At 39.8% G+C, this 17,963-nt stretch carries 17 protein-coding genes and 1 pseudogene; 2 read left to right on the top strand and 16 right to left on the bottom strand.

Annotation, left to right across the window (positions count from 1 at the left end):
• Positions 1–2: 2 nt before the first annotated feature.
• From ACLNCS_RS03795 to ACLNCS_RS03765, 7 genes are all read right to left on the bottom strand, one after another.
• A complete protein-coding gene (locus ACLNCS_RS03795) occupies positions 3–812 on the bottom strand; it encodes a purine-nucleoside phosphorylase (RefSeq protein ID WP_070677156.1) in 810 nt (269 codons plus the stop codon).
• A complete protein-coding gene (locus ACLNCS_RS03790) occupies positions 812–1,369 on the bottom strand; it encodes a DUF1697 domain-containing protein (protein WP_070677155.1) in 558 nt (185 codons plus the stop codon). Before ACLNCS_RS03790 ends, ACLNCS_RS03795 begins: the two co-directional genes overlap by 1 nt.
• Before the next feature lies 1 nt (position 1,370).
• Positions 1,371–2,582, bottom strand: coding sequence for a phosphopentomutase (locus tag ACLNCS_RS03785; RefSeq protein WP_223332850.1), 1,212 nt, complete (start codon positions 2,580–2,582; stop codon positions 1,371–1,373).
• 23 nt (positions 2,583–2,605) lie between these two features.
• Positions 2,606–3,289: a ribose-5-phosphate isomerase RpiA gene (gene rpiA, locus ACLNCS_RS03780; RefSeq protein ID WP_424847270.1), complete on the bottom strand. Its 684-nt coding sequence runs from the start codon at positions 3,287–3,289 to the stop codon at positions 2,606–2,608.
• Between the two features lie 104 nt (positions 3,290–3,393).
• Positions 3,394–4,323, bottom strand: a complete 930-nt coding sequence (locus ACLNCS_RS03775; RefSeq protein WP_004253128.1) for a peptidase U32 family protein — start codon at positions 4,321–4,323, stop codon at positions 3,394–3,396.
• 109 nt (positions 4,324–4,432) lie between these two features.
• A complete protein-coding gene (locus ACLNCS_RS03770; protein WP_424847267.1) occupies positions 4,433–5,113 on the bottom strand; it encodes an ABC transporter ATP-binding protein in 681 nt (226 codons plus the stop codon).
• Between the two features lie 13 nt (positions 5,114–5,126).
• A complete protein-coding gene (locus ACLNCS_RS03765; RefSeq protein WP_424847265.1) occupies positions 5,127–6,182 on the bottom strand; it encodes an ABC transporter permease in 1,056 nt (351 codons plus the stop codon).
• 369 nt (positions 6,183–6,551) lie between these two features.
• Between ACLNCS_RS03765 and ACLNCS_RS03760 the strand changes: the two genes are divergently transcribed.
• Positions 6,552–6,827 carry a DUF3270 family protein gene (locus ACLNCS_RS03760; RefSeq protein WP_414268043.1) on the top strand — a complete coding sequence of 92 codons (276 nt, stop codon included), beginning with the start codon at positions 6,552–6,554 and terminating at the stop codon, positions 6,825–6,827.
• Between the two features lie 26 nt (positions 6,828–6,853).
• Here the strand turns inward: ACLNCS_RS03760 and ACLNCS_RS03755 are convergent, their stop codons facing one another.
• From ACLNCS_RS03755 to ACLNCS_RS03745, 3 genes are all read right to left on the bottom strand, one after another.
• Positions 6,854–8,188 carry a sensor histidine kinase gene (locus ACLNCS_RS03755; protein WP_424847263.1) on the bottom strand — a complete coding sequence of 445 codons (1,335 nt, stop codon included), beginning with the start codon at positions 8,186–8,188 and terminating at the stop codon, positions 6,854–6,856.
• Positions 8,181–8,852, bottom strand: coding sequence for a response regulator transcription factor (locus tag ACLNCS_RS03750; protein ID WP_004253103.1), 672 nt, complete (start codon positions 8,850–8,852; stop codon positions 8,181–8,183). The genes ACLNCS_RS03755 and ACLNCS_RS03750 overlap by 8 nt, the downstream gene beginning before the upstream one ends.
• Before the next feature lie 116 nt (positions 8,853–8,968).
• Positions 8,969–11,515 carry a M1 family metallopeptidase gene (locus ACLNCS_RS03745; RefSeq protein WP_424847260.1) on the bottom strand — a complete coding sequence of 849 codons (2,547 nt, stop codon included), beginning with the start codon at positions 11,513–11,515 and terminating at the stop codon, positions 8,969–8,971.
• Positions 11,516–12,164: 649 nt separating this feature from the next.
• Here ACLNCS_RS03745 and ACLNCS_RS03740 point away from each other — a divergent pair.
• Positions 12,165–14,282: a Cna B-type domain-containing protein gene (locus tag ACLNCS_RS03740; RefSeq protein WP_424847258.1), complete on the top strand. Its 2,118-nt coding sequence runs from the start codon at positions 12,165–12,167 to the stop codon at positions 14,280–14,282.
• Between the two features lie 194 nt (positions 14,283–14,476).
• Here the strand turns inward: ACLNCS_RS03740 and ACLNCS_RS03735 are convergent, their stop codons facing one another.
• The 6 genes and pseudogenes from ACLNCS_RS03735 to ACLNCS_RS03710 all read right to left on the bottom strand — a co-directional run bounded on the left by ACLNCS_RS03735 (position 14,477) and on the right by ACLNCS_RS03710 (position 17,913).
• On the bottom strand, positions 14,477–14,917 hold the full coding sequence (locus ACLNCS_RS03735; RefSeq protein ID WP_424847256.1) for an ASCH domain-containing protein: 441 nt from the start codon (positions 14,915–14,917) through the stop codon (positions 14,477–14,479).
• The gene (locus tag ACLNCS_RS03730; protein ID WP_004253096.1) at positions 14,914–15,762 is read right to left on the bottom strand and encodes a putative PEP-binding protein; all 849 of its coding nucleotides are present in this window, start codon (positions 15,760–15,762) and stop codon (positions 14,914–14,916) included. Before ACLNCS_RS03730 ends, ACLNCS_RS03735 begins: the two co-directional genes overlap by 4 nt.
• A 77-nt stretch (positions 15,763–15,839) precedes the next feature.
• A pseudogene (locus ACLNCS_RS03725) lies at positions 15,840–15,957 on the bottom strand (NUDIX hydrolase); the annotation flags it as partial.
• Positions 15,958–15,966: 9 nt separating this feature from the next.
• Positions 15,967–16,665 carry a 3-oxoacyl-ACP reductase gene (locus tag ACLNCS_RS03720; RefSeq protein WP_004253094.1) on the bottom strand — a complete coding sequence of 233 codons (699 nt, stop codon included), beginning with the start codon at positions 16,663–16,665 and terminating at the stop codon, positions 15,967–15,969.
• A complete protein-coding gene (locus ACLNCS_RS03715) occupies positions 16,658–16,894 on the bottom strand; it encodes a DUF2829 domain-containing protein (RefSeq protein WP_000141907.1) in 237 nt (78 codons plus the stop codon). The genes ACLNCS_RS03720 and ACLNCS_RS03715 overlap by 8 nt, the downstream gene beginning before the upstream one ends.
• A 92-nt stretch (positions 16,895–16,986) precedes the next feature.
• On the bottom strand, positions 16,987–17,913 hold the full coding sequence (locus ACLNCS_RS03710; protein ID WP_424847253.1) for an aldo/keto reductase: 927 nt from the start codon (positions 17,911–17,913) through the stop codon (positions 16,987–16,989).
• Positions 17,914–17,963: the final 50 nt, after the last annotated feature.

Here is a 17,963-nt window from a genome sequence, read left to right as displayed (position 1 = left end):
GATTATAATTCAGCAAGAATCGCTTTCAGCAATCCTTTGAAGTCGCCTTTGACGCGTTCTGTCACTTCCACTACTTCTTCGTGGTTGAGTTCTTCTTGGAAACCAGCAGCATGGTTAGTGATACATGAAATTCCTAGAACTTTTAAGCCTGAGTGGGCTGCCACAATAACTTCAGGAACAGTTGACATACCGACAGCATCTGCACCAAGAGTCTTATATGCACGGATTTCAGCTGGAGTTTCATAAGTTGGACCTGTCACACCGATATAAACCCCATCATCCAGTTTAATGCCCAATTTGTCTGCTACTTGATGAGCAGTCTCACGGTATTCTGGAGTGTAAGCTTTCGACATATCAGGGAAACGTGGACCAAAGTCATCCAAGTTTTCACCAATCAATGGGTTTTGACCAGTCATATTGATGTGGTCAGTAATAGCCATCAAGGTACCAGGACCGAAGCCGATACCTCCAGCAGCGTTGGTTACAAGCACTCCTTCACATCCCAAAACTTTCATGACACGAACTGGGAAAGTCACCACTTCAAGAGGATTTCCTTCGTAGAAGTGGAAACGACCTTGAAGAGCCAAGACTTTACGTCCAGCAAGATCACCATAAACCAATTTCCCAGCATGTCCGACTACTGTGGATTGACCCCAGTTTGGAATGTCAGAGTAGTCTACTACGACTGCATTTTCGATTTCTTCAGCCAATTCTCCAAGACCTGAACCAAGGATCAAACCGAACTCAGGAGCTTCGATTCCTTTGCCCTTCAAAAATGCTGCTGTTTCATTGATTTTATTTAATAATGTCATTAGGTATCTCCTTCTTTATGTTTTAAAAATTGACCAATTTTGTCAAAGGTATTAGCGTTACGAATGGTAATATTGCGATAGAAAGGCATCTTAAGCAAGTGCTTGTGATAAGCTGTTTTAGAGTAGCTAGCTTCTGACAATTTACCCCAGAAGATCCCTAATTTCCCAAAATGAAGTACTTCATCGACCAGTTCCAAACTGTTCACTTTCTCGATGACTTGATCCACATCCAAGCTCTCAGTGTAAAAGAGCACATCCTTGCGAGCCATCTCATGATTCCACCAATCAGGAAGATTTCTAAGCTCCTTTTCATAGTCTTCAAGACTCAGCAAGGAAAAACTCTGAATAAATGGATAGCGTCTTTCAAAGAAAGCCTGTAAATTCTCTATTAATTTAGTTCTAGGCACAATGCTATTAAAGAAAATATTACCACTATTGATGTAGGTTTCTACATTTTCTAATCCCAACTCCGTCAATTCTTGACGCAGTTGAGCCATGACCACCTTGTTCTTTCCACCGACATTAATACCTCTAACAAGTAGAGCGTAGCGAATCATCTTAAACTAATTTATCTAAGAAACTTTCACCGATCATGGCTTTTTCAACACCAAAGTTCTCTGCAATCGTTGCTGAGATGTCAGCGAAGTGTCCAACTGGAATTAATCCATTGCCTTTAAAGGATGGACTGTATGCCAAAAGTGGAATATATTCACGAGTATGGTCAGTACCAGCATAGGTTGGGTCATTTCCGTGGTCAGCAGTAATCAAAAGAAGATCGTCTTCTCTCATTGCTGCCATAATTTCTGGCAAGCGCTCATCAAACTCATGCAAACAATCACGATAGCCGTGTGGATCACGACGGTGTCCATATAAAGCATCAAAGTCTACCAAGTTTGTGAAGGAGAATCCTTTTTCAAATTCAGGAAGTCCCATAGTCTTCAATAGTGTATCAATTCCATGACTATTTGACTTATTGTGACCCATATCGTGATTGATACCAGCACCGTTGAAGATATCGTTAATCTTACCAACTGCATATGTATCAATACCAGCTTCATTCAATTTGTCCAAAACAGTTGGAGCAAATGGAGATACAGCTAAGTCACGACGGTTAGCCGTACGAGTGAAGTTTCCAGGCTCACCAACATAAGGACGAGCAATAATGCGTCCGAGAAGAGCTGGACGCTCTAAAGTAATCGAACGAGCGTATTCACAGATACGGTAGAGTTCATCCAAAGGAATGATATCTTCGTGGGCTGCGATTTGAAGAACTGGGTCAGCTGATGTATAGATAATCAACTCGCCAGTTTCCATTTGGCGTGGTCCAAAGTCATCGATGACAGCTGTTCCTGAGTATGGTTTGTTGGCTTCACGAATAACCTTACGTCCTGAAAATTCTTCTATTTTAGTAAGGATTTCCTCTGGGAATCCATTCCAAAAAGTATCGAAAGGTTCAGTGATATTAAGTCCCATGATTTCCCAGTGACCAGTCATGGTATCTTTACCTAGAGATACCTCTTCAAGCTTAGTTGCATAACCTGTTGGATTGCTCTCAGCTGGAACTGTCTTCAATGGTGTTTCGCGAGGAATGTTTCCAAGACCAAGTTTTGCCATATTTGGAACATTCAAACCTACTGATTTTGAAATGTGTCCAAGCGTGTCTGATGCACCATCAGGAACACCAGCGTTGACAAAGTTATGAGCATCTGGTGCTGCACCGATTCCTACAGAATCTAGTACTACCAAGTGAATACGATTAAATTTTGGCATAGTGTGTCTCCTTTTTATTTTGATTATTTTGCTTTTGTTGAAGTTAAAATCTGAACGCCCTCTTGTCCAGCAACGATGACCTTATCCACCATTTGGTTAAACAACCCATGCTCGACGACACCAACGACATGATCCAATTCTTGTCCGAGAGCAATTGGGTCTTCAATCACTTCCAGGGCCAAATCGATAATAAAGTTTTGCATATCCGTCACAAAGCGTTGACCATCTTTTTCACGAAAGCTCGGTTTATAGCCAGCTCGTTCAAATCGACGAAATACCTGTTCGGCACCATATTGAACAACCTCTACTGGTAATTTAAAGGCACCGAGTTTCTCTACTAACTTACTTTCATCAACTACCCAGATATATTCTTTAGATGGAGTTGCGACAACCTTTTCCATGAGAAGGGCCCCACCACCGCCTTTGATTCCGTTAAACTGACTGTCTACTTCATCTGCACCATCAACTGTCAGGTCTACAAAGTCCACTTGATCAATAGACTTAAGAGGAATATTGAGTCCTTCTGCCTGCTTGCTGGTCACACTAGAAGTCGTTACAGCTGTAATCTGTAAGTCCTCTTCCTTGATACGACGACCTATTTCTTCTACGAAATAGTAGGCAGTTGAGCCTGTTCCAAGCCCGACAACCATACCATCTTTAACGAACTCGGCAGCTTTAATCCCTGCCATTTTTTTCAGATTTTCCACTTATACACCTCCAAATAGAGCTACTTCTATTATATCATGAATACGCTTCAAATTCATCCTTGTACTAGAAAAACCCGAACATTTTATTTCGGGTTTTGTGATGTTTATTTAACCATATCAGGGTCATAGTCATAAAATCCAGTATCCAAGAAACGATTTTTAGGATGGAGCTTGCGAACTTCTTCATCAAGCAAGAAGGCCTGGTCATGAGTAAAGTTACCTTCTTGAATTAAATTGCGCGCTTGGATAAAGAGTTTTGCAATTTCTACAAAGTTTTGGCCTGGAGTGTAGAGACCTTCAAGCTTCCAATGAGTGAAACCATGTTCTACCAACTCAGTCAACTTGGTCATCAAATCAAGGTCATTGTTAGCAAAGATATGGGTTCCATGATTGTCCTCAAAAATAGAGTAATGACTCTCTGGGTCACTTGGCTCAGCCAAGAACAAGTCACGTTGACGAGATTTTTCATCATCAATCTGTGTGAAATTATAGTAGTTTTGCAAGAGTGGACGCTTAGAATGGTGAATGACACTAGCTCCGTAAACCAAGACCTCAGCAGGAATTTCTAAAATTTCAGGCATTTTGAAAAGTTCTGCAGATGGTATTTCACGCGCCAAAACTGCTTCTGATGCTCCTGCTTTTTGTCCCCAGAAGTTAATCTGACGACTGCTTGTGACCATGGTTGAGGCATCGTAAATCGTTTTGAAAGAATAGTTATCACGGTTAACCACATAAAAGACACCTGCGTCCCCAACTGTGATATAGTCCGTTTTGATTTCTTCTAAAAAGTCCAAGAAGGGCTTGATACGGTCCATCATGTCTTGGTGCATAAGAGCATTGACCGCAACGATTAATTCCTTACCGGCATCATGAACAATTTTTGCGATTTCACGCAATTCTTCATGACTAAAGGTAGTTGGCAAACGAAGACCAAAATCTTTCTCACCGACATAAATGCGGTCGACACCAGCTTCAAGTAGCTGTTTTACTTGTTCAATACTTTCAGCAGTTGCTGTAATGATAATCTTTTCCATAGAGAAAATTATACCACATTTCCAAAAAATCAGCTATATAGAAAAGTGGGTCTTGTTAGTCCAAATTTAAAAAAAGTGAACCGTATCACTAACAGTTCACTTTTTAGATTTATGCTTGTGCCTTTTCAACAAGTCGTCCATCATTCATCACATAAATACGGTCAACCTTATCTAGTAAGCGAGTATCATGTGTAATCATGACAACACCCCTACCTTGCTCATGGGCAATTGAAGCCAGCATATCCGTCACTTGATAAGCACGTTGTGTATCCAAGCTAGCAGTCGGTTCGTCTGCAAGCACGATACTAGGATTATTATAAAGGGCTCTAGCAATTGCAGCACGTTGGCGTTCACCACCAGAGAGAGCTTTGGGATAGTGATTTTGAACCTTTTCCAAATCCAACAAACTGAACAACTCTTGTCGGTCACTTTTTATAGATTTCTTTTTATCCAAACGATCAATTAAATCTAATTGCTCCTTAACCGTTAAAAAGGGAATCAGATTTGAAGCTTGGAGGATAAAACCAAATTCTCTAAAGCGCATATTTGTTTTTTCTTTTTCAGATAAATGCCCAGTCTCTTTTCCCTTTACTAGAATCTTTCCACTTGAAGCTTCCTGAAGTTGGCCTAGAGTCGTTAAAAAGGTTGTTTTACCTGATCCAGAAGGCCCCACAATCGCTACAAACTCCCCAGCGTTTAGCTGAAAATTGGTCTCATGGAGAGCTGTAACTTTCATATTGCCTTCGCCATAAGTTTTTGTCACTTGAATCATCTCAATTAATGTCGTCATATCATTCTCCTTATCATTCTGCAATCGCTGTAATTGGATCCACTTTAAGTAGACGCGGAAGCGAAATGACGCTACCTAGTAGTGCCATCAAGCAAATGACCAGGCTTAACACAAAGTATGCCAACCAACTAGGGTAGAAAAAGAAGGTTGCAGGTAAGACTAAAATAACAGCCCAAATGGCTAACAAAGCCAATCCTATACCCAAACCAGATAAAAGAAAGATTTGACAGAAAAGGGACCATACGATGGATTTTATCTGAATCCCTTGCGCTCGCATAATTCCATAGAGGCCTAATTTTTGAATGGTAATGATGTAGATAAAAATTCCTACAATCAGACCTGTAATGACAATCATTGCTAGAATCATTCCTGAGAATACATTGACCTGAGGGGTATAGCCAGGAATTTTCGAAATCATTTTTTGAATAGAAATCTGCTTCAAACCATCGCCAGTCACTTCTACATCATTTTGCAATACCAATGCAGAGATCGAACGATTGCCTTTTGTTATTCCTTGTAAATCCCAATACGTTGTTAAACTTGTAAAGACAACAGGTTCCGTGAAAAATTTATTTTCTCTGGTCAAACCTACAATCTTAAAACTTGTCTCACTTCCGTTGAGTTGAATAGCGTCCCCAAGTTTGATGCCGTAATTTTCAAAGGACTGATCCACTACCACTTCTTGGTCATTTTCCGGGTAATGACCTTCAATCAAGTTTGGCGAGATAAAACTGTCCCACTCTTGACCAAAAATAGAGACATTCAACTTGTCACTACTATCGACAAGGTTTGTCACCGCGAACATGTAGCTTAGGGGAACAGCATCCTCAGACACTTTATCTTTGTAGTCTTTTTCTGGTATAAAGGATGCAGTCAAATTATCATTTGCATAATCGGATAGCACAACTCCTGTTGCTTGCCAATTATCAATAGCAGCCCTGTTATTTCGAACAAGCCCGAGAGCCAAACTAGTCATAAAAAAGACCATAAAAGCAATGAGAAAAATGGTAGTTAGAATTAAACTGTAACGCAGTTTATTCTGTAAAATTTCTTTGATAGCAAGATACATGCTGATCTCCTTTAAGTATTCTGTTGTTGAGGGAACAAATCTCCTCTTTACCATAGCACTAAAGATAGAAAACTATCTCGTCTTGAACAACTAGAATCAATTTAAAAGAATCCTGTCCTTACTTCAAAATTGAATTTATTTGCATCTGTGTATGATTTTTATTCGTTTTAACCATCAAATTTCCCCTCGTTGAAATAAGAGAAAAATAATAAAGTTTAAACGGTTTACTCATCCTATCATTTTCCCATCAGCATGTCAAGAAAACCGAAATTGGCCTTGATAACAGATTTTATGCAATTTGTAACCATTCTGTAATAATTCTCTCTTTAAAAAATGATAAAATAGTAATGTACTGTTAAGGAGAGAAATATGCCCGCAAGAAAACTACACCCGTATGAGTTAGAACAAGAGAGTATAAAAACTGCTCAGTTTCAAGATTATGTTCCAGAAAATACTTCTGTTGCTAGTGTAAAGGAAGTCCTATTTTTTGTAAACATTGCTTGCTTCTGTATCTTTTTAGCTATCTTTAGTTTTATGTTCTTATCGCTTAAATTGAACACTGTTTTATCATTTGCTTTGGCTATCGGCCTCAGTCTTGTAGCTTTACAATTTCAGCGCACTTTTATCAAGAAAAAATTCAAATAAAAACCTTCGATGAATCGAAGGTTTTTTTATTTATTCTTTCGTTTTGATGGTGTTGTGATAGCTATCTTGACTTCAAAAATTGTTCCGTTAGGTTTGTTATCTTTCACACTGATAGAGCCTTTTAAGGCATCGACGATCTGCTTAGCTAAAGACAAGCCTAAACCGAAACCACCCTTTTGCCGTGTACGTGCCTTATCCACACGATAAAAACGATCAAAGATTTTCTTTTTATCGGCTGCAGAAATACCGATCCCATTATCAGCTACCGTTAGATAGAGGCTTCGTTCTTTCGTTGAAATCTCAAAATATATATCTCCTTCTTCTTCTGTATACTTGACCGCATTGTCAAACAGAATGGTCATCAATTGCTTGAGGAGGAGTTTATCTGTGATAATGGTGCGATGAACACGATTTTGGAAACGAAAAACACGATTATTCTCGGACGCAATCATCTCATAGTTAGTAAAGGTTGTATTAAAGAAGTCTGGCTTTACCTCTCCAAACTCAGGCTTGATTCCATCATCTCTACGTGCCAGATTGAGAAGGTTAGTCGTTAAAAACTTCATATTTCGAACTTCTTCCAAACTAGAAGCGATGCTCTCACTTGACTCCATAATAGTCGCCTCTGGTTTTCTAAAAAGAGTTTCCAGACGGTTCTGAAGAACTGCCAACGGAGTCCGTAATTCATGACTGGCATTTTCCACAAAACTTTTCTGCTTTTGCATACTTTCAAGTAAGGGTTTAACACTGACACGTGCAAGATAGAGACTGGCTAAGATAGATAGAATCCAGAAACTTGCCATGACCACCACAATCAACTGTTCGTGGTTTTGACTAATCTGTTCTAACTGACTAGTATTGATCAAGACAGCAGCATACTTAATATTAGTCGAAACAGAATCAATATTCATTTCCGTTAAGACCACCCGATAAATCTCATCCTGGCCGTAGCTATTCACAACATGAAGTTGTCGGATATGGTTTAAATCCTTTTTATTGAAAGTTATTCTGTCTAATCCCAAAAAGCGATTGCCAGTCACTAATTGATTCAAATTTGAATCTAGCAAAATCACTTCAGTATTGGAACTCACATTTGGCTTTTTATCAGATGCTGAAGCGACACTGCCACTATCTAAATCCTTAACGTCTTCAGTTGCACGATTGACGGCCAATTGAATGATGTCCTGAGGATTGTTGCTGAGAGATAGCAGTTTCTCATCCACTGATGTGTAGAGACTGGAGTGCATAACCTGCAAGATAATCAAGGTCATGGCAGAGAAAATTAGGGTGAAAACACCAAAATTACGGATAAAGTAGCTAAAATCTTCTGCGTACCAATTCTTTTTTAATTTCTTAAACATGTTTTAAAATATACCCAACACTACGCAAAGTTTGGAGATTTTCAGCAAAGGCTGAACCTTTCAATTTCTTACGAACTTTTGATACATAAACTTCTACAACGGAAATGGTTGTGTCACTGTCAAATCCCCATAAACGGTCAAAGATTTGGGTTTTTGGTAAGATGACATTTTGGTTTTGGAGGAAATAGACCAAGAGTTCAAATTCTTTACCAAGCAGCTCAACAGAGGCATCTTGAACCTTAACTTCATTAGTAGATAGATTGACTGTCAAATCACCGTACGTTAAGGTATTTTCGTTAAATTTCCCTGAGCGTTTGAGAAGTGCCTGAATACGCATCTTGAGTTCTTCTAGATAAAATGGTTTGGTTAGATAGTCATCTGCTCCCAGCTCAAAGCCATGTCCTTTGTCATCAAGACTTTCCTTAGCTGTCATAATGAGAACAGGAGTCGAAACACCTTTTTCACGTAGTTCTTTTAAGACTTGGAAACCATTTTTTTCTGGTAACATCAAGTCCAATAGAATCAAGTCATAGACGCCACTTTCAGCCTCATAAAGACCTTCTTCTCCATCAAAAACCTGCATGACATCAGCAAAATCATCCAAGAAATCAAAGACAGAATTTGACAGGCCTAGGTCATCTTCCACTAATAGAATTTTGATCATCAAAAATTCCTCCTTATTAAGCTTATTATAACAAAAATATCTTAAAAAAAACTCAACTTTCCTTGTTTTTCTAAGAGAAAGTTGAGTTTTTTTCATCTATTTAAACTTGAATGATTTTAAGCTTTGCTATATTCTGCAACTGCTGCTTCAACTGCTGCTTTTTCACTCTTAATCAATTCAACGCGAGCTGCGATATCCTTGATACCCATGCGGATATTACGGCTAAGTGCTAGGTCAGAAACTTGTGGTTCAAAGAAGGCTTTATATTCTGCCAAGCGTTCTTCAGTTTTAAAGATATTAGAAGGGTAGATGACGAATCGATCAAAGCTCATGTCTCCACCAAGAGCTCCCTTAACCCAATCCCAGTTTTCACGCGCCCATGTCCAAGCTGTTTCTTGAGTGGCCTTGTGTCCAAGGAAGTGTAGGTACCACAATGCAAGGTCTTGTGGTTTGACGATAAATTTATCCTTCCAAGTTGCAAGAAGCGTTTGGATATTTTCTGCATCTGTACTATATGATAGAGCAGCAGCCAACTGGCGTTTAAAGACTGCATCTGTAGCATTTGTATAGAGGTCAAGGTATAGAGCTACCAAGTCTTTGGTCTCATGATGTTTCATTTCATTGATGAGAACTTGTGAGCGGATAGCCGCTGGAAGTCCTGCAAGATTGTCCTTATGAGCTGCAAAGATTTGACTAGCAACTTGGCTGGCTCCCTCATCATTTGAGCGAATCATCATAGAAATTGTCAATTGACGAACCAATTCATCCTCATCAGCTTCTCCGTCTTTTGCTTCAAATCCAAGGCGGTCGTAGTTGTAACGAGCAAGTTTCGCAACAAGTGCTTTAAAGGCTTTCTCAGTTTCAGTTCCTTCATCGATAAAGCGTTCAAGAGCTGAAATAACTTGAGAAACTGCTGCAACAACTAGGTAAGATTCTTCTTGTGCCAATTGATCCACAACTGGAAGCAAGTCAGCAAATGAAATATGACCAGCTTCAGCCAACAAACGACGTTCTTGGACGATTTGAAGTTTGCTTGTATTATCAAGTTCTACTAATTCTGAAAGGATAGCATCCAGCAATTCACCTTGATAGTCTGTAATGTAGTGGGCTGTATTTTCAGTGTTGAGTCGAAGGGCTGTTTTGTTTTCAGCAAGCAAAGCAGCGTAGCCAGGAATCTCAATACTTTCAGTTTCGAGTGTATCTGGCAAACCTTTCCAGTTGCTGTTGAGTGGCACTACCCAGAGACGGTTCTTATCTTCGTGTTCACCGATGAAGAATTGTTTTTGTGAAATCTTCAATACATCGTTTTCAACTTTAACAGTCAAGACTGGATAACCAGGTTGCTCCAACCAAGAATCCATAAAGGCTGCTACGTCACGACCCGATGCTTGACCAAGAGCATTCCATAAGTCACGACCAATGGTATTTCCGTATTTGTGTTTTTCAAAGTAGGCACCTAAACCTTTAGCAAAATCAGCATCTCCTAGCCAACGACGAAGCATGTGCATGAGACGGCTACCCTTGGCGTAGACAATAGCTGGATCAAAGAGAGTATTGATTTCGTCTGGATGAGTTACTTCTACGTGAACTGACTGAACACCATCTGTCGCATCACGTTTAAGAGCTGAAGGAACACCACTTGTTTGGAAGTCTTCAAAGATATTCCAGCTTGGCTCGATGGCGTCCACACAGACATATTCCATCATGTTCGCGAAGCTTTCATTGAGCCAAAGGTCATCCCACCACTTCATAGTCACAAGGTTACCAAACCATTGGTGAGCAAGCTCATGGGCAATGACAAGAGCAACTTGTTGACGGCTGGCAAAGGTTGAGTTTTCGTCCACAATCAAGTAAACTTCACGGTAAGTGACAAGACCCCAGTTTTCCATAGCACCAGATGAGAAGTCAGGAAGGGCGATATGAAGAGATTGAGGAATTGGATATTTGACACCATAGTAGTCTTCGTAGAATTCAATCGAACGAACAGCGATGTCTAGTGAGAATTCAAGGTTAGAAAGTGGATGTGCTTTGGTTGAGTAGACACCTACCAAAGTACCATTTTTAGTTTTTGCGGTAACGCCTTGCAAGTCTCCAGCCGCGAAAGCTAACAAGTAAGAAGACATACGAGGTGTTGTCTCAAATTTCCAGATATCAGTTTCTTTGCGATTCTCAACATCAATCTCAGGCATATTTGACAAGGCCAATTCGCCTTCTTCTTGATCAAAACGAAGAGAAAGGTCAAAGGTTGCTTTTGCTTCTGGCTCATCCACACATGGAAAGGCCTCACGAGCAAAGTGGCTTTCAAACTGAGTTGATAAGACTTCCTTCTTCACTCCATCAACTGTGTAGTAAGATGGGTAGATTCCTGTCATGTTGTCAGTAATTTTACCTGAAAAAGCAAGAACCAATTCGACTTGACCTGCTTGCGCAAGTTCGATATGAAGAGCTTCGTTTTCATTATCAACTGTAAATGGACGAGCTTGCCCTGCTACTTCAACAGAAGCAATCTCCAAGTCTTTTTGGTGAAGGGAAATACGGTCACTTTTAGCTTGACCAGTAATGGTTACTTTTCCTGAAAACGTCTTGGTCTCACGACTCAAGTCTAAAAATAAATCATAATGTTCAGGAACAAATGTTTCGATATAATGTTCTACTGCTTGCATCATATTCTCCTATTCTAAATTTCTGAGCGAATGCTCTAGTTCAAACATACCTATTTTATCATATTTTAAGTCAGAAAAAAGCTTTGAAAGTTCATTTATATAATTATTATCTTTTTTAACCAAAATAATAAGAAAATAGTTTTGTTAACACCTAGAATTTCTATATTTTAAGCCTGTTTTGGTATTTTGTCAAAAAAAGTCAAAAGACTCCAAAATTTATAGGAAATTCGCACCTATTTCGTTGACTAATGCATACGTTAGTGCTAAAATTAGTGTGTTTGGTATATTAATACTTAATCTATGACAATCATTATGTTTTTTTAATATATTGCACTTCTAATATTAGTTTTCTTCAGAAGTGAATCCAATATTTAAAAAATTCATTGGTTATTTTTTAAATATTGGATTCACGTCCATGAAATAAACTAGCAGAAAATCCCTTTTACGTTAAAAAGTCACTCTAAATGTAAATTAGTTAATAACATACGGAGTCTTAAAACTATTGCATTAATTTATCTTCAATGGAGCTGGAGTAAACTGCAATAAAGAAAGGATTTTTCGTCAGAATGGGACTGTCAATCTTATTAAATGATACCAATCAACATTTTGGGTATTATTACCAAACAAGAAGATTTTATGGAAGAAAGGAATGGAGGAACAAGTGAAAACTTTCTATAAAAAATTATTCGCGTTTGTAGCAATGTTCAGTGTAGTTGCTCTTGGTTTGTCAATCATCAAGCCAGTTTCTGCAGCAACTGTCACTCCCACTATTACACACCTTAAAGCAGATACATCTGGTCAAAAGGTCACATTTTCTTTTGACTGGGATTTAACAGGTAAATCTGTTAAAGAAGGAGATACTTTTACCATCGACGCTCCCGAAGGTTTAAATATCACAGAACTCGCAACGCAATCACTTCAAGCCAACGGTGCTGAAGTAGCTACCTTGTCAATGACAAACAAGAAGATTACTTTTACTTTTAAAAAAGCAATCGAAGCCATGAACCAAAATGTTAAGGGTGGATTCCAATACCGAGCAGTGTGGGATAGCACTCCAGGAAATCCTGGAAACAAGACCGCCACTTCTAAAGTCGGTTCAGAATCTGTCATCATTACACGCCCTGATGGACCTGGCGTATTTGAATCAGTCTTGAATAAATACAACCTTACAGGTGACTATGTATCTAAGACATTCAAATTGGATGTTTCTGAAAACTATGCTTGGATGAATGTTGGAGATGACTACTATCTAACAAAATGGTTCATCCGTATCAACGGAGATGGCAAAAAACAAGCCATCACAAACCCAGTTGTATCAGATAAAATCCAAGCTCCAGCTGTAGATTACTCAAAAATCACTTTTGCTCCTGCTGCCAATCACGCTGCAAGTGAATTCTTCGTGGGAACTTACTTGAAACCATCATTCACATTAAGAAAAGGTGGACAAGTAGTTGCTTCTGGTTGGGATTTCTGGAAACATGTGAAATTCGATGCAGATGGCAATGGATTCACTGTAAACTTATCTGATGTCAGTGATGTATTTAAAACATCGTCTAGCGATGAATTGATCGTTGAATACCAAACAATCATTCCTAAGACAACTATCCGTATCGATAACAACGCTACCTTGACTTCAGATGAAATCACAACACCTCAAACAGACCCAGCCTTCTGGAACAACAATGAGTTGAAATTCTGGGTTTCTGGTGACACAACTGTGACCGTTCAGAAAGAATGGGTTGGTGACGAAGAAGCTGACCGTAAAGATATTACTGTTCAATTGTATGCTGACGGCCAAGCCTTAGAAGGGTTGACACAAACTCTTACAAAAGCTACTGGTTGGAAAGCAGAATTTACTAAATTACCAGGTATCAAAGACGGTAAGAAGATTGAGTACTCAGTAGTGGAAACAAATACACCTGAAGGTTATACTTCTAAAGTTGAAAAAATTGATGATGCAAACGTGATTAAGGTCGTCAACACATCAAACAAACCAACTACTACAACAACGACTGAGGCTCCTACAACTACTGCAGCTCCAACAACTACTGCAACCCCAACAACTACTGAGGCCCCAACAACTACTGAGGCCCCAACAACTACTGAGGCTCCTACAACTACTGCAGCTTCAACAACTACTGAGGCTCCTACAACTACTGAGGCTCCTACAACTACTGCAGCTTCAACAACTACTGCAGCTTCAACAACTACTGCAGCTTCAACAACTACTGAGGCTCCTACAACTACTGAGGCTCCTACAACTACTGCAGCTTCAACAACTACTGCAGCTTCAACAACTACTGAGGCTCCTACAACTACTGTAGCTTCAACAACTACTGAGGCTCCTACAACTACTGCAGCTTCAACAACTACTGAGGCTCCTACAACTACTGTAGCTTCAACAACTACTGAGGCTCCTAAGTCTACTGAAGCTCCTACAACTACAACTACTACTACAACTACTACAACACCAGAACCAACTACACCGCCTTACCCATATGTTCCAAATAATGGAAACGGTGGTGGTGACGGTGGCACTACAACAACTACAACAACCACTACTACTGAAGAACCAGGTCGTCCAGGAAACGGAGATGGAGATGGTGCTGGTAGAACAACTACAACTCCAGAACCAGGTCGTTCAACTACAACAGAAGAAGGACCAACTCTTCCATTTACTGGTGAAGCTACAAGCCTAGTACTTGTATTGGCAGGTGTGGTAATCTTGTCAGGTACTGTAATCATGAAACGCAAATTTTCTAAATAATATTAGATAATTTTCTATAAAGAAGAGAGAGCAACGCTCTCTCTTTTTTTTCGAAAAATAATCAACCAATGTAAAAGTGACTGAATAGGGATTCAAAAGATAAACATCTTTGAAATACTTTATCCACAACTTCACTTGATAGATTGAAAAAAGCCCTGGACAATGATTCCCAAAACTTTCTTTCTTATAGCAGTCTATAGAGGGTAAACCTTGCGAAATTCTTCTAAAACAACCTTGCTGTCAGGTGTAAACGTCAGACCTGCTTCTCCAAAGCAGTCTTTGAAAAAGTCTTCATGAACCTGACGCCAATAAGCTAGAGATTTGTCTCCCTCACCTTCCTTGTAGGCATGGTCGGCTGACACTTGATAGAAAGGCTGAACAGAAACCTTTGTAATTTCGACAATGCAGACAGCCTGGTCTTGGCTGTCTAAAATAATATCAAAGGTCCCTTCTTGTGGAAGGGGTTCGTCCTCTAGAGCGTAAAGATCGTAAGCTGAAGCAGTTGCTGTCTTTTCGCCTCTTAGTACCAAATCTGCCAAAAGGTCTGGGGCCACTCCAAAAGCCCAATCGTCTATCTCATCTCCGATAGAGGGGTTAATTTGCTTGTAGGCATTCCACATTTCTTGAGGTGTCATGGGTTGCTCCTTTGTATTTTTTTACTTTCTTCTTTTACACATTTGAGATGATCTGGATGGTCAATCTCTAAATTAAAAATCTCCGGAATAGAACTGTAGTGGATAATGCACTCAATCCCCATCTGATTCATTTTTTGTATGAAAGAAGGATTCAGATAGCCTGCTACAGCGAAATTTATCTTTTTCATCCTTGCTTTATCCTGCATCTGTCCCAGCATTTCTAACATAATGGGATTTTCCATATCATGCCATTGACTGTTTCTTATAGTCGCAAAAATAAATGAAGTCAAATCATTCATTCCCACTACAATCTTTGAAATACCAGTTTCCAGTATCCTGTCCAAGTCAAAATAAGCTGACGGCAATTCAATCATTGTTCCAACTTTTCCAGTAAAACCATGCTGGCGCAATACCCTAATAGCTTGTTTTAACTGTTCAGCATCATTCACAAAAGGAAAAATAACAGACAGATTGGGATTGGTTTGATAAACTTCTGTAACGACATGTGCCTCAGCCTGTAATTCATCTGGACACGCCAATAAACGCCTAGTCCCTCTATATCCAAATAATGGGTGGCGTTCGTCAAAATACTCTTTAGTCCCGTCTAGACTATTTGCTTCTGCATTTGTTAACTCTGAAAAACGATACCAGACTTCTTCATCTGAGTATAAATGGCAAATAGTGTCTAGATAATCTTTTACAAATTGCTGACAACTTGGTAACAGGATGTTTTGGTTGAGCTCTCTCAACAAGTATTCCCCACGAATCAAGCCGACGTGGTGCAATAAATGGGGATAAACTTTTTCAACAATTTTTTCGCCACTAAGAGCTAGTTGATTTCTCATCATTCACCTTCCAATTTCTATAGCTTGTCAGTTCTAATTCTGGAAATCTTCGTAACTCTGCCTTATCCTAGTTTCTAGCTACCACCAGGTGGATTGTAACGGTGTTGATACGGACCTATCGTTTTCTCAATGCAGAGTAATTTCCCATTCTCATAGCAAACACCATAGACACAAAAAGCGGTGTTTGATTTCCATCAGATTCTCCTACTTCAAGCTCCAGCCACCATCAATAGTCAAGATTTGTCCTTGCATGGCGCTTGCTTTTCCACTTGCTAAAAAGAGGCTAACTTCAGCTATTTCACTTGGCTCAATCCAGCGTTTGATAGGCGTTTCACTAGCTACCCAGTCTGCTAAGCCACCGGGTTCAAAGTCCGCAGCAGTCATGCCAGTCTTGACAGCACCTGGAGCGATCCCAAAGACCTGAATTCCATCTTCAGCATAGTCTAGAGCCAGCTGCTTGGTAAAGCCTGCTAAAGCATGCTTGGAGGAAGTATAAGCGTGACCGCCACCTCCTGCTAGGCTAGAAGCAATGGAACACATATTGATAATGATCCCTTGCTTCTTCTCCAACATTTTAGTCAGACAATGCCGTGTCAGCTCTACCGGAGTCACATAGTTGATTTCAAAAACCTCCTGAATCTCCTGAGCGCTTTGCTCAAGAAGCGGTTTGTAAGCATCCAAGACTCCAGCCGTATTGCAGAGAACATCCACCTGAGGGCACCAGTCGAAGATTGGTGTCAAATCCAAGGTTAAGTCTCGCTGTAAGAAGTGAAAATCGCCTGGCAACTGAGGATCCGCTACCTGATCCACTCCAAAAACCTGATAACTTTTTTCTAAAAAGAGTCGAGCTTGCGCCAGACCAATCCCTGAGCTCACGCCTGTAATCAAGACCCGTTTAGTCATGTACTTCCACCCAATCCGTCGCTAAGACATCACAAGGAGTTGGACTCCACATAGAAAAACCTTCCCCTTCACCAGATACGTTGATGAGGAAATAGGGTGTCACTTCAAGGGCGACGCCATTTTGCTCGATGGTATCAAAAAGCTGCACATAGTTTTCAGCTCCACCCCAGCCAATACGCACGTATTTCTTTTTTGCCTTTAATCCAGGCAGGATTTCTTCAAATGTCATGTTTCTCTCCTTAATAGTTCTCTTGTTTTATTATAACAAAAAACCGTTTTGCAACGGCTTTTTGACTGTGATTTCTTAAAATGCATTTTTTCCTATGGCAAATCATTCCCTGCTGCGAGGTAAATCTCATACCATTCTTTTCGAGTTAGGTTAACATTACTTGCTTGGCTTGCTTCTATCAAATGTTTAGGGTTAGTTGTTCCTACTACTGCCTGCATCTTAGCTGGATAGCGTAACACCCAAGCGATAGCAATAGCTGAAGGGCTCACACCGTATTTTAAGGCTAATCGATTTAGGACTTGGTTTAGTTGTTGAAACTTCTCATTGCCGACAAAATTCCCTTTGAAATATCCGAACTGCAAGACTGACCAGGCCTGAATAACCATGTCATTTAATTTGCAGTATTCAAAGACGCTACCATCACGCAAAGCTGCCTTGTCACCTTCCATATTGACATGGAAACCTGATTCAAATCCTGGCGTGAAAGCTGCGCTTAGTTGTAATTGATTGATAGATAAAGGTTGTTTGACCTCTTTCTTCAGTAATTCCATCATCATAGGATTTTGATTGGACACACCGAAGTCTCGAACTTTACCTGATTTGTGTAGAATTTCAAAGGCTTGGGCCACTTGATCAGCTTCCATCAAAGCATCTGGACGATGGAGAATCAAGCTATCTAGATAATCAACCTGCAATCTTTTTAGAATCCCGTCTACTGATTCTAAAATATAATCTTTTGAAAAATCAAAATAGGTAAATTCTTCTATGCGAATGCCACACTTGGACTGGATCCACATCTTTTCTCGCAGGTCAGGACGATGCTTTAACACTTGACCCAGTAATTCTTCGCAACGACCTCCACCGTAGATATCTGCCAAGTCAAAGGCATTGATTCCTACAGATAGGGCTGTTTCAACCAACTCCTCAACCTCTTTAACCGACTTGTCACTGATTCGCATCATGCCTAGAACGATTTCGGACAATTCTCTTTTCTCTTGACCAAATGGAATATATTTCATGGCAATTTCCTCCGTTTTTCTTCATTATAAAGTAGAATGCCACTTTTATC

The sequence above is a fragment of the Streptococcus sp. CL9.43 genome, from assembly GCF_049737935.1.
Taxonomy (GTDB): Bacteria; Bacillota; Bacilli; order Lactobacillales; family Streptococcaceae; genus Streptococcus; species Streptococcus infantis_I.
The sequence above is the reverse complement of the archived record's forward strand: the minus strand, read 5'-3'. Positions and strand labels throughout refer to the sequence as shown.